Origin of the sequence: Nonomuraea rubra, assembly GCF_014207985.1 — a bacterium.
Classification (GTDB): Bacteria; Actinomycetota; Actinomycetes; order Streptosporangiales; family Streptosporangiaceae; genus Nonomuraea; species Nonomuraea rubra.
Window position 1 is genome coordinate 3166584 of record NZ_JACHMI010000001.1, and the last position, 12047, is coordinate 3178630.

13 protein-coding genes are annotated in these 12047 nt (G+C 71.2%); 5 read left to right on the plus strand and 8 right to left on the minus strand.

Features of this window, described 5'->3' with window-relative positions; genetic code table 11:
• Positions 1-22 precede the first annotated feature (22 nt).
• Positions 23-649: a phosphoribosyltransferase gene (locus HD593_RS14435; protein ID WP_185102661.1), complete on the plus strand. Its 627-nt coding sequence runs from the start codon at positions 23-25 to the stop codon at positions 647-649.
• A 17-nt stretch (positions 650-666) separates the two neighbouring features.
• Here HD593_RS14435 and HD593_RS14440 read toward each other — a convergent pair whose 3' ends face one another.
• Positions 667-1074: an ATP-binding protein gene (locus HD593_RS14440; RefSeq protein ID WP_185102662.1), complete on the minus strand. Its 408-nt coding sequence runs from the start codon at positions 1072-1074 to the stop codon at positions 667-669.
• 195 nt (positions 1075-1269) lie between these two features.
• On the opposite strand from HD593_RS14440, the gene HD593_RS14445 reads away from it, so the two are divergent.
• Together HD593_RS14445 and HD593_RS14450 are read left to right on the plus strand one after the other, a co-directional pair.
• Positions 1270-2151, plus strand: a complete 882-nt coding sequence (locus tag HD593_RS14445) for a helix-turn-helix domain-containing protein (RefSeq protein ID WP_312903467.1) — start codon at positions 1270-1272, stop codon at positions 2149-2151.
• A 165-nt stretch (positions 2152-2316) separates the two neighbouring features.
• Complete coding sequence (locus HD593_RS14450; protein ID WP_080036405.1) at positions 2317-2550, plus strand: DUF397 domain-containing protein; 234 nt, start codon at positions 2317-2319, stop codon at positions 2548-2550.
• Between the two features lie 99 nt (positions 2551-2649).
• Here HD593_RS14450 and HD593_RS14455 read toward each other — a convergent pair whose 3' ends face one another.
• The 6 genes from HD593_RS14455 to HD593_RS14480 all read right to left on the minus strand — a co-directional run bounded on the left by HD593_RS14455 (position 2650) and on the right by HD593_RS14480 (position 8346).
• On the minus strand, positions 2650-3303 hold the full coding sequence (locus HD593_RS14455) for a hypothetical protein (protein ID WP_185102663.1): 654 nt from the start codon (positions 3301-3303) through the stop codon (positions 2650-2652).
• 122 nt (positions 3304-3425) lie between these two features.
• A complete protein-coding gene (locus tag HD593_RS14460; protein ID WP_185102664.1) occupies positions 3426-4625 on the minus strand; it encodes an esterase-like activity of phytase family protein in 1200 nt (399 codons plus the stop codon).
• Between the two features lie 301 nt (positions 4626-4926).
• Positions 4927-5238 carry a WhiB family transcriptional regulator gene (locus tag HD593_RS14465; protein WP_080036407.1) on the minus strand — a complete coding sequence of 104 codons (312 nt, stop codon included), beginning with the start codon at positions 5236-5238 and terminating at the stop codon, positions 4927-4929.
• A gap of 100 nt (positions 5239-5338) precedes the next feature.
• On the minus strand, positions 5339-6208 hold the full coding sequence (locus HD593_RS14470; protein ID WP_312903468.1) for a sucrase ferredoxin: 870 nt from the start codon (positions 6206-6208) through the stop codon (positions 5339-5341).
• 103 nt (positions 6209-6311) lie between these two features.
• Positions 6312-7844, minus strand: a complete 1533-nt coding sequence (locus tag HD593_RS14475) for a glycerol-3-phosphate dehydrogenase/oxidase (RefSeq protein WP_185102666.1) — start codon at positions 7842-7844, stop codon at positions 6312-6314.
• Complete coding sequence (locus tag HD593_RS14480; protein ID WP_185102667.1) at positions 7837-8346, minus strand: TetR/AcrR family transcriptional regulator; 510 nt, start codon at positions 8344-8346, stop codon at positions 7837-7839. The genes HD593_RS14475 and HD593_RS14480 overlap by 8 nt, the downstream gene beginning before the upstream one ends.
• 31 nt (positions 8347-8377) lie before the next feature.
• On the opposite strand from HD593_RS14480, the gene HD593_RS14485 reads away from it, so the two are divergent.
• Positions 8378-10000, plus strand: a complete 1623-nt coding sequence (locus HD593_RS14485) for an FAD-binding oxidoreductase (protein WP_185111843.1) — start codon at positions 8378-8380, stop codon at positions 9998-10000.
• Between the two features lie 8 nt (positions 10001-10008).
• On the opposite strand, the gene HD593_RS14490 is transcribed toward HD593_RS14485, so the two are convergent.
• A complete protein-coding gene (locus HD593_RS14490; protein ID WP_185102668.1) occupies positions 10009-10425 on the minus strand; it encodes a hypothetical protein in 417 nt (138 codons plus the stop codon).
• A 344-nt stretch (positions 10426-10769) separates the two neighbouring features.
• On the opposite strand from HD593_RS14490, the gene HD593_RS14495 reads away from it, so the two are divergent.
• Entirely contained in the window at positions 10770-12041 is a 1272-nt protein-coding gene (locus HD593_RS14495) for a metallophosphoesterase family protein (RefSeq protein ID WP_341850711.1), read from the plus strand.
• Positions 12042-12047: the final 6 nt, after the last annotated feature.

The following is a 12047-nucleotide window of genomic DNA, read 5'->3' on the forward strand; positions in this document are numbered from 1 at the left end:
CGTCAGGGGGTAGGCACAGGTCATGGAGCTCTTCGCAGACCGGGCAGACGCAGGGGCGCAGCTCGCCGAGCGGCTTCGGGACGCGCACGACCCCGTGATCCTGGCCCTGCCGCGCGGCGGTGTGGCGGTGGCGGTGCCCATCGCGCGCCGCCTCGACGCCGTGCTCGACGTGCTCGTGACGAGGAAGATCGGCTACCCGCCGACCCCCGAGCTGGGCGTCGGGGCGGTGGCGGAGGGTGGCGAGCCGGTGTTCGACCCGCTGCTGCTGCGACGCCTCGGCATGACCCCCGAGGACGTCGCCGACGTGGTGGAGGAGGAACGGCTGGAGCTCGCCCGGCGGGTACGCGCCTACCGCGGCGACCGCCCCCTGCCCCCGCTCGAGGGCAGGGAGGTGATCGTGGTGGACGACGGCCTGGCCACCGGCGGCACCGCGAGGGCCGCGCTCAGGGCGGTGGCCACGATGAAGCCCGCCAAGGTGACGCTGGCCGTGCCGGTCGGGGCCCGCGAGACCGTGCAGTCCATGCTGGAGGAGGCGGACGAGGTGGTCGTGCTCAGGACGCCGCTCGACTTCCGGGCGGTGGGCCAGTGGTACGAACGTTTCGACCAGCTCAGCGACGCCGACGTACTTCACCTGCTGGGCCGCGACTGAGCCCCTCCAGCGACGCCTCAGGTCGTGATGATCGCCCAGACGATCTTGCGGGTGCCCTCCGGTGAGAGCCAGCCCCACGCCGTGCACAGGGCGTCCACCAGCCGCAACCCCCGCCCGTACTCCGAGAAGACGTCCGGCGCGGCCGTCACGGGCACGCTGTGGCTGTAGTCGGTCACCACGCAAGCCAGCTCCGCCTCGTGTGACAACAGCCGCAGTTGCGCGGCCCCGCCACCGTGGCGCATCGCGTTGGTCACCAGCTCGGAGACCACCAGCTGGGCGTCGAAGGCGTGCTCCAGGTTCCCCCACGAGGAGAGCGTCTGATCGACGAACCGGCGGGCCGTCGCGACGCACGACGGCTCCAGCGCGGTGCCGCGGTGGAAGGGGAACACGGCGTCGCACGCACCGGCACGTCCTTCCACCAGCACGGTGGAAAGCCATCGTGGTGGCCGGGCACCGATGGCGGCTTGCGGCCGAGCGTCGAAAGTCGTCATTCTGGCCCCCGAAGCGCGGTCTGGTGATCCAATGCCCATCTTTACGGGGAGTGCTTACCGATGCAAGACTTTTCGTAGTTTACGGATGCGAACCGCATCTGCACGTGCAGATGACCTAGGAGCGGCGGAGTGAGCGCACAGAGCACGGAAGGGAAGCTTCTCAGCTATTCGCCGGGAAGCCCGACGGTGCTGCGGATCCTGCTGGGGACGCAACTGCGCAGGCTCCGTACGGAGAAGGGTATCTCCCGCGAGGACGCCGGATACTCGATTCGGGCATCTCACGCAAAAATCAGCCGACTGGAGCTCGGCCAGGTCAGCTTCAAGCAGCGCGACGTGGCCGACCTGCTCACCCTGTACGGCGTCACCGACCCCGAGGAACGCGAGCCGCTGCTGGCCCTGGCCAAGCAGGCCAACGCCCCCGGCTGGTGGCACCAGTACGGCGACCTGCTGCCCGCCTGGTTCGAGGTCTACATCGGCCTGGAGGGTGCCGCGGCCGGCATCCGTACCTACGAGAACCAGTTCGTCCCCGGTCTGCTCCAGACACCCGCCTATGCCAGGGCGGTGATCGAGCTGGCACACGAGAAGGCGGCCGAGTCGGAGCTGGAGCGCCGGGTGGCGCTGCGCATGACCCGGCAGAAGCGGCTGGAGAGCGGCCTGACGATCTGGGCCGTGATCGACGAGGCCGTGGTGCGCCGCACGCTGGGCGGCTCCGAGACCATGCGGGAGCAGATCGCGCACCTGCTGGAGATCACGGCCGAGCGCAACATCACCGTGCAGGTCATGCCGTTCGACCGCGGTGGCCACGCGGCGGCCGGCGGCCCGTTCAGCATCCTGCGCTTCCCCGAGCCCGAGCTGCCGGACGTCGTCTACATGGAGCAGCTCACCAGTGCCCTCTACCTGGACAAGCCCGCCGATTCCGACCACTACATGGAGGTCATGGACCGGCTGAGCATCCAGGCGGAGGAGCCCAAGGCGACCAGACGCTTCCTGGAGCGCCTCCTATCCGAATGAGCCCGGATGAGTCCGGATAAGTCCGGATGAGCTGCTGATTTCCCTGTGATCCACTCCATACCGGGATTTTTGGTCGTCCGGTATATGGAGCTCTGCCTGTTGCCGTATTGTCACCTCGCAAACGCGGATGCACGTGCATCCGTAAGATCGCGAGGAGCTGCCCCCATGCACGAGTTCCGGAACGGAACGCCCGCCGGCCGCCTTCCCGTCGTCTGGCGCAAGAGCAAGCGGAGCAACCCCAACGGCAACTGCGTCGAAGTCGCGAACCTGCCCACGGGGGAGATCGCCATGCGTAACTCACGCTTTCCCGAAGGACCGGCGCTGGTCTACACCCGCGCCGAGATCACCGCGTTCGTCCTCGGGGCGAAGGACGGGGAGTTCGACGACCTCATTGTCTGAGGCCGTCCGAGGGCGTCCGCCGTTGTCTGAGGTCGTCCGAGGCAGGCTGGGACCGCCATCCGGCCGCCGGGTTACGGTCCCGGCGGCGCGGGTTTTCGGTCACCGAGGTTGTGACGGGGGCGCGTTGTGCCAGCGCCAGCGTGTCAGGCGGGGACGGCCGGGAAGTTCGGCGCGGCCCGTGGCCCACAGCAGGGTCGTCCAGGGGTCGGTGTCGCGGGGAGCGTCCGGGAAGAGCCGGGCGAGCACTCGGGCGCACGCCCCGGCGGGCGGGTTCCAGGTGAGGCCCAGGCCCTCGGCCAGGTCGTGCACGTGGACGAGGGTTTCGGTGAGGCCCATCGCGGCGGAGGCCGTGGCGTCGGCGGGGCCGAAGACGTGGTGGGCGCGGGCGTGCGGCGGTGCGGTGCGTACCATCGCGGCCAGCAGCGCGCCGCTCGACTGCAGCACCTGCATCAGGCCCGTGACGCCGGCGGCGCGGTCGGCGCGCACGGCGACGCCGGGGCCGCCCGGGCGGCGGCTGTCCAGGGCGAACGGCACGTTGACGTCCAGCGGCGGCGTCGTGAGGCCGAGCTGGACGGCGTAGGCGAACAGGTCGTCGGCCAGGTGTTCGGCCGTCTCCCAGCAGGTCCAGTCGAGCGAGCCCGCGCCGGCGTCCCAGGCGGGCTCCGGCGCCTGCCGGAGTGTCTCGACGGCGAGGCGGACGATCTCGTCGAGGTCGGCCGCGGCGGCCGCCGGCGTGGGCTGTGGTGCTGACATGGCAGGCACCCTATCCACGCCGGGCGGCCCGTCGACGCGGTGCCCGCCGGCCTCGGCGACAGGCGGCCACCGCGCCGTGGGTCAGCGCCGCACGCGCGTGCGGCCCTCGAAGGCGTGGGCTGTCAGCGGTACACGCGGGGGTCGGCCTTGAGGCCGCGCGTCAGCCGTACGGTGATGAACTCGTTGTCGTCCGGCTTGCCGGCCGTCCGGCCGTTGGAGAAGGGGAAGTTGTTGTCGTCGAGCACGCCCAGCGTGCGGTCGTCGAGGATGATCACGTCCTCGATCGTCTGGAACGGGAACCGGAACGTGCCCGGGGCGCCGCCCAGCCCGCGCGGGTCGGCGAGGTTCAGCAGGTCGGCGACCAGGGTCTTGTCCAGGGCGCCGTCCCGGTCCTGGTCGCGCTTGTCGGCCAGGTAGATGCGCTTGACCTTGGCGGCGTCGCCCTGCCCGTTGTCCCGCTCGATGATCAGGAACCGGTTCTCGTCGACCGCGATGGCGTCGCCGATGGCGTGGGAGGGGTCCTCCAGCCGGTAGGTCCACCTGCGGTCGGTGTAGGCGCGCTTGCGCAGGTCGAACTCGTACATCCGCAGCGTGCCCGCGGGGTCGCCGCTGACCGTGCCCTCCAGCAGCGGGTAGAGTCGGCGGCCGTCCACGGCCCTGGCCATGCCCTCGAAGCCCTTGCTGCTGGCCAGGTTGGGCTGCCGGCCGTTCAGGTCCGGGTTCTCGGGGGCCTGGACGCCGGGGAGCGGAGTGGGGGCCTCCAGGAGGCGGCCCTTGTGGTCGAAGTGCAGCAGGTACGGGCCGAACTCGTCGCCGATCCAGTACGTGCCGTCCGTCGCGCGCACGATCGACTCGACGTCGAAGTCGGCGCCGGTCAGCGTGCGGTCCTGGCGGGTCAGGGCGAAGGGGACGAGCCCGCGCGGGTCGGTGAGGTTGAAGCCGCCGAGCACCTTGACGGTCTTGGACCGGAAGTCCGGCTCGATGCGGTGGATCCGCAGCAGGAAGTCCGAGCTGTTGGCCTTGTTGCCGTAGCCGTTGTCGGAGAGCACGTCGAAGGTGCCGTCGTGGCGGCGCGCGATGCCGCTGAAGCCCTGCACCGGCTGGCCGGCGAACGGCGGGGTGACGCCGTTGACCGGCGCCGTGCCCAGCAGGGAGCCCGACGGCTCGCTGCCCGGGACGAACGTCAGCGCGGGCAGGGAGGCGAACCCGGTCAGCGTGGCCTGCCCGAAGGAGGAGGACCGGCCGGGGTCCGCGGTGGCCGGGGCGGCTGCCAGACCGAGGGTCAGCGCGCCGGCGCACATCAGGATCGCGATGCGTTTCATGCCGGGCACCCTAGGGCGGGCACATGACGCGATCTCGAACGCACGGCAACGGGCGATGACAACCAGATGTCCGGCAGGTCCTGAAATGTCCGGAAATCTGGAGGGAAAATGTGAAGACTTCGCCACCGCGGTTGGCGCCCGCGGTGCGAAGTCGGTGAAGTCACGTGCTGGGGTGAACCATCCGGAGCCTGATCAGGCAGTTGTCCCGACCGGGTTCACCAGAGCCTGGCAAGGTGGTCCAGGCTCCGGCTCATCGGGACAACTGCGTGATCACGCGATGATGGTGATGCTGCCGGGTGTGTCAGGCGGCGGAGATGCCGGCGCTGGCCGCGCGGCGCATACGACGGCGACGCTCGCTGGCGCGCTCGTCCTCGTTGAGACCGCCCCACGTGCCGTACTTCTCCGGCCGGGACAGCGCGTAGTCAAGGCACTCGTTGCGGACGGGGCACTGGGCGCAGATCGCCTTGGCCTTCCGCTCTCGTACGTCACGCTCGGGCTGCCGCTCCCCATCGGGGCCGAAGAAGAGCACGAGGTCCTCACCCCGGCACGCGGCATCATCCTGCCAACCCCAGCTGGGGCGCGGGCGGGCGAGCTGCCGACGTACCTGAGACATGAGAAAACCACCTTCGTGAGAGGTATTTCGGTAATTGAGCCGCATTGGACGCTTTTGGCGTCACTGTTCCAACGCAACGTCGGGCCGTGATGTTCCCTGTTCAGGCGAGAGCGGGCGTGGCGTACCGCACAGGCGTGAGCCTGTCCAGCGAAACCAGCCGGTAGGTAGTGATCGTCTCGGCGCAAGCCGTACCACACGGCGCGGTGAACGCCGATGGCTCGATCACAACCTGGAGCCGGACGTCGCCGCAGCGCACAATGGCTTCGGTGACGTCGCCGTCCGTCCTGGAGGATTCCACGGCCACCGCGCCGACGGAGCACTCTCCCGTATGGGCTCGGGCGAAGTGCTCGACGGCCTGCAATGGCTCAGGGATGCCTGCGCGTCCCCGGTAGCGGTCGAGAATGATCTCGCCCGACCGGTACGCGTTAGCCGCTGCCGATGCAGCAGCCTGAGACATGCTGCCGTAGAAAATTCCGTGTGGCAAGCACACGAGGTTGGCGGCGTAGCGATCGCCGCCAACGTGTGACGTTTCCCACACTCTGTCCGGCAAGATTTCTGCCAGGTGGCGAGCGAGGGGTAGTCCAATGCGGGCGCAGCACACATTGCGCTTGGCGTGCGTGCAGACCAGAAATACCGGCTCGTCTTCAAGTATGCAGGACTCCGGGACCACTCCGGCCACGAGCGCGTCCAGGTCAAGATCGTCGGGACCTGCGATGACGCCCTGCGCTATCCAGGGGTTCTCTCCCGTCGCGTAGCCCACTAGCACACGGATCCCCTGCTCCCGTGGGCGGGTCCGCTTGCCGGGGCGGCGGATGAGCTGGGGCCTGATACCGCGTTCGAGCGCCCGCCGGACGAGTTTCGAGATTTCTGAGGGAAGTTCGAAGTTTTCCAGGCGCGAGGGCCAGGCTCCGGTGTATTCGATGAGCAGCCACAGGCGGGCTCCCACGGTGGCACTGGCCAGTGTGGGCACCTCGCCGGTGTGACACCCCATCGGGTGCTCGCAGCCCCTCGCCAACGCCCCTGCCCCCTTCTCGATCCGACTTAGGTAAGACTAACCTAACGGATCGGCGGGTTCAGGCGCGGGACAATCGCTCCAGTACCTCCCGTGTCGCGGGCAGGGCTCGATCCCTGTCCCGCCCGACCAGGCCGATTCTCGTCCGCCTGTCGAGCAGGTCGCCCTCGTCGAGCGCGCCCTCGTGCAGCACCGACCAGAGCAGGTCGCCCTCGGTGAAGCCGAGCCCGACCTCCTCCGGGTGCCGCTTGACGAGCTCCTGCACGGCCTCGGCCTCGGAGCCGTACCTCTCGGCCAGGCGCGGCGGCACCCCGGACGGCCGCGGTCCCGCTCCCACGAGCGGGATGCGCCGGGTGCGGCAGCGGCGGGCCCGGAGGTTCCCGTACGAGACCGCTCGATCCACCGCGTCCTCCGCCATGCGGCGATATGTCGTCAGCTTGCCCCCCACGACGGTCACGACACCGCCCTCGGAGAACACCGCGTGCTCCCGCGACAGGTCGGCCGTCCTGCCGTCGGCGGCCAGGAGCGGCCTGAGGCCCGCGTACGCGCCCGCAACCGCCTCTCTGGCCACTGGAACCTCAAGAACCCCGTTCAGCACCTCCAGGAGCGTTCTGACGTCCTCCTCGGGCACTTCGGGGACGTCCGGCACCGGCCCGTCCACCGGCTCGTCGGTCAGACCCACGTAAATCCGGCCGTCGGGCTGCGGCAGCACGAGCGCGAACCGGTTGCTCTCGCCGGGGAGTGGCACGTGCATGCCCGCGATCAGCCCCGGCAGCGTGCCGGGCTCCAGGACGAGGTGGCTGCCGCGCGAGGGGCGCAGGCTCACCTGGGGGTCCAGCGTGCCGGCCCACACCCCGGTGGCGTTGATCACGACCCTGGCGCGGATCGTGAACTCCTCGCCCGTCAGCTCGTCGCGCACGTCCGCCCCCGGACCGGCCCCGGGATCGGCCCCTGGATCGGCGCTCTGGCCGGTCAGCCGCAGCGCGCGGCAGCGGGTCAGCACGCGGGCCCCGTACGCGGCGGCGGTCCGCGCGATGGCCACCACCAGGCGGGCGTCGTCGAGCAGCCGGCCGTCCCACGACAGCAGCGCGCCGCGCAGCCCGCCGGAGCGCAGGACGGGCGCCAGCGTGCGCGCGCGGGCCGCGTTCAGCCGCGACGGGCCGGGCAGCATGCGGCGCGGCGTGCGCGCGGCGGCCCGCAGGCCGTCGCCCAGCCGGTAGCCGGTCATCACCAGCGCCGCCTGACCGCGCGAGACCTCCGGGGTCAGCGGCAGCATGTACGGGTGCGCCCTGGCCAGGTGCGGAGCGGTCCTGCGGAGCAGGATCCCGCGCTCGACCGCGCTCTCGTACGCCACGCCCACCTGACCCTTCGCCAGGTAGCGCAGGCCGCCGTGCACCATCTTGGAGCTCCATCTGGAGGTGCCGAAGGCCAGGTCGTGCGCGTCGATCGCCGCTACGCTCAGCCCCCGGGACGCGGCGTCGAGCGCGGCGCCCGCGCCCGTCGCGCCGAGTCCCACCACGAGCACGTCCACCCGTTCCTCCGCGACCCGGCGCAGCTCCCGGGAGCGTCGGGCGGCGTTCAGCGAGCTATCCAAGGTAGGCCTCCAGCAGGGCGGCGAGCTCGGCGTCGAGCTCGTCCAGCGTGACGGGGTCGAGCATGGTCGGAGCGGACAGCAGGAACGACTGGGCCACGAGCAGCACCGCCCTGGCCCTGGCCGGATCGCCGACGGCCGGCTCCAGCACCGCCAGGATGGCCTCGTGGCTCGCGCCGCGCCGATCCAGCAGGTACGGCACCAGCAGCTCGGGATCCGCCTCCACGATCTTGCGCCACAACGGGTGCCCGCGCAGCCCCCGCACCCCCGCCACGACGGCCCGTACGGGGTCCGACAGGTCGAGCCCCTCGATCACCCGCACCCACTCCCTGGTCATCAGGTCGGCCACCAGCGTGCGCACGTCGGGCCAGCGGCGGTAGATCGTCATCCGCGACACCCCCGCCCGCCGGGCCACGTCCGTGAGCGTCGTCCTGCGCACCCCGTACGCCAGCACGCAGTCGCGCGCCGCGTCCAGCACGCCCTCATTGTGACGAATCGACGTCATGTGTCACAGTGTAAGCGTGACTGGAGAACCGATGTCGTGGTCGGGGTGGGGCGACCCCGCCAAGGCCCGCGAGCTGCCCGAGCCGGTGCGGGCGCTGCTGCGCGACCTGCTCGGCGTACGCGCGCCCGGCACCCCCGCCGCCTCGCTCGAACAGGTCGTCCTCCCGGCGGTCGCGCTGGCGGAGCCGCTGCTCGGCGCGCTGGCGAAGGTCGTCGGCGACGGGCACGTCCTGACCGGCCACGAGGACCGCGTCCGCCACACGCGCGGCAAGTCCACGCCCGACCTGCTGCGCATGCGCGCGGGCGACGGCTCGGACGCGCCGGACGCCGTGGTGCTGCCCGGCTCGCACGAGGAGGTGGCCGAGCTGCTGCGGCTGTGCTCGCGCGAGCGCGTCGCTGTCGTGCCCTTCGGCGGCGGCACCTCGGTGGTGGGCGGGCTGGCCGCCTCCCGTGAGGGCTTCGCCGGGGTGATCGCGCTCGATCTGGGGAGGCTGGACCGGCTGCTGTTCGTGGACGAGGAGTCCATGGTGGCGGGGTTCGAGCCGGGGGTGCGGGCTCCCGACGCCGAGCGGCTGCTCGCCGGGCGCGGGCTGACGCTCGGGCACTTCCCCCAGTCCTTCGAGTACGCCACGCTCGGCGGCTTCGCCGCCGCCCGGTCCAGCGGGCAGGCGTCGGCCGGGTACGGGCGGTTCGACGACGTGGTGGTCGGGCTCACCCTGGCCACGCCGTCGGGCACGCTGGAGCTCGGGCGCGCTCCCAAGTCGGCCGCCGGGCCCGATCTGCGGCAGCTCGTGCTCGGCTCGGAGGGGGCGTTCGGGGTGATCACGTCACTGCGGCTGCGGGTGCGGCGGGCTCCGGCCGAGCGGCGGTACGAAGGGTGGCGGTTCGCCTCGTTCGCGGAGGGATCCGCCGCTGTGCGGGCGCTCGCCCAGGAAGGGCCGCTGCCGACCGTGCTGCGCCTCTCGGACGAGACCGAGACGATGATCGGCCTCGCCAAGCCGGACGAGATCGGCACGGGACAGGCGGACGCCTCCCGCGCCTCGGACGCAGCGGCCGGGTCGGGTGGCGCGGGTGGCTCCGGGTGCCTGTTGATCGCCGGTTTCGAGGGGGCGCGGGTCGGGAGCCGGCATGCCGCCGCGTCCGCCGTGCTCGCGCGGATGGGCGGCGAGCCGCTCGGGCCCGGGCCGGGGGAGTCGTGGGAGCACGGCCGCTTCTCCGCCCCGTACCTGCGCGACTCCCTGCTCGCCGCCGGGGCCACCGTCGAGACGCTGGAGACGGCCGGTTTCTGGGCGAACCTGCCGCGCCTGTACGACGCGGTCCGGCTGGCCCTGCTCGGCGCGCTCGGCTCGCCGCTCGTCATGTGCCACATCTCGCACGTGTACGAGACCGGCGCCTCCCTCTACTTCACCGTCGTGACCCCGCAGGACGCCGACCCCGTGGCGCAGTGGGATCGGGCCAAGGCGGCGGTGAACGCGGCCATCGTCGAGGCGGGCGGCACGATCACCCACCACCACGGCGTCGGCCGCGACCACCTGGACGCCTACGCGAGCGAGCTCGGGCCCGTCGGCGCGGGCATCCTGCGCGCGGTCAAGGCCGAGCTCGACCCCGCCGGGATACTCAACCCGGGCGCGCTGATCCCGCCGCCCGCCTCGTAGCGCGGGGATCAGCCGGGCGGGGGCGGGAGTTCGTCCGCCTCGGCCAGGGTGGCGGCGGCGTCGCTGTAGCGGTGCAGGGCCTCCTGGACCTCGGCCAGCCGCCGCAGCGAGATCGACAGCGCGGCGCCGCCGTCCGGGCGGCTGAGCGCCACCGCCTCCTGCGCCAGCGGCAGCGCCTCCGTGGCGCGCCCCCGCGCCAGTAACAGCCTCGCGGTCGTGAGCAGGCAGCGGGCGAGCAGCGGGGTGTGCTCGCCCGGCGACTGCGCGGCCAGCGCCCGGCTTCTCGCGATCGCCTCGCTCGCGCTGTTGAGCGCCGCGCCCCCCGCCCAGCGCGGGCGGGTCGTGGCGAACGCGAGCAGGCCCTCGATGGCCGCCACGGCGGAGGTGCCTCTGCGGGTCGCGTCGTCCGGGCCGTTACGGGTCATGGGAGCCTCCTAGGCAGTCCCAACCGCTTGCTTGGGGGGTGAGGCTACACCATTGCACACCTTGTGTGTTCCGAGCGGTACGGAGCGTTCAGGATGCGCAATTGGTAGATCGCGGTAAAGATGTGGTCATGGTGGAAGTCGCGGCTGAACGTGGAAAGCAGGTTTCCTCCCGGGTCTCGGAGGAGGGTGCCGGTTGGGCCTGTGTGCAACCAGGGGCGTTTGCGCAGCTCAGACCCGACAAGCAGGGCTTTACCTGGTTGAATGTACGGACGCTGTGGCTGTCCCGCAACGAGATCCTGGCCGGGTTGTTCGGGGATCCGTCAGGGGAGGTGCGGGCACGCTGGGTGGAGTCCCAGGAAGCGCGCGGGATTGATCCGGAATTTCGCATCAAACCGGCTGTCGGGACTCATTTCAGTTTCCTTCTGCTGGGCGATACCGGAGAAGGTGACGCCTCCCAGTACGCCGTTGTTCCCGGAATGCTGAAACTCGGCGAACAGACCTCCTTCGCCATCATCGCCAGCGACGTGGTCTACCCCACCGGATCGGGCAACGAGTACGGAGACAAGTTCTTCCGCCCGTACCAGGACTACGACGCGCCGATCTACGCCATCCCCGGCAACCACGACTGGTACGACGGCCTCGGCGGCTTCATGCGGGTCTTCTGCGACGCGCCGCCGCTCAAGCCGAAGCCGGACCGGGGCCTGCGCGGCCTGCTGTGGCGCAAGCCGGAGACCGTCGACGAGGCGAAGCTGGCCGAGGCGCGCAAGCTCAGGGGCAGGCCGTCGCAGCAGGCGACGCAGCCGGGCCCGTACTGGACGATCGAGAGCGACAGCCTGCTGATCGTGGGCGTCGACACCGGCATCAGGAACGTCCTCGACCAGCGGCAGACGGCCTGGCTGCGGGCGGTCTCGCTCGACCCCAGGCCGAAGGTCCTGGTGACCGGTAAGCCGATCTACACCGGCAACGCCTACAAGCCGTCGCCGCTGGAGGGCGGCGGGACGATCGACGACATCGTGCGCGACCCGGCACACCGGTACGTCGCGGCCATCGGCGGCGACGTGCACAACTACCAGCGCTATCCGGTCCAGGTGGGCGACCGGGTCATCCAGTACGTCGTGTCGGGCGGCGGCGGGGCGTTCATGCACGCCACGCACACCATCGGGCGCGTGGACGTCGGAGGCGTGCACGAGGACGCGTTCAAGTGCTACCCGCTGCGCGGCGACTCGCTGTCCTTCTACAGCCAGCTCTACGCCAAACGGCTGCGGATGAAGTGGCTCTACCTGACGCCCTCCGAGGCGCTGTGCATCATGTCGGAGCACATCAGGAACGAGCCCGTCAGGACCCCTGAAGGGCCCGTGAAGATCACGCGGCGGATGCGGTGGGCGGCGCGGCTGCTCGGCGCCTGGCCGTGGCCGCTGCGGCTGCCCGTGGACCGGGTGTTCCACCGCTACCTGTCCGAGCTGTCCGACTGGGACACGCCGCCGTTCTTCAAGCAGTTCCTGCACGCCACGGTCACCCCCGAGGAGCTGACCCTGCGCTGCTTCGCGGCGACCGGCTGCCTGGCGCAGGAGCTGGAGCCGCCGCTGGAGGACGAGGTGCGCATCAGCCTCACCTGACCCCGT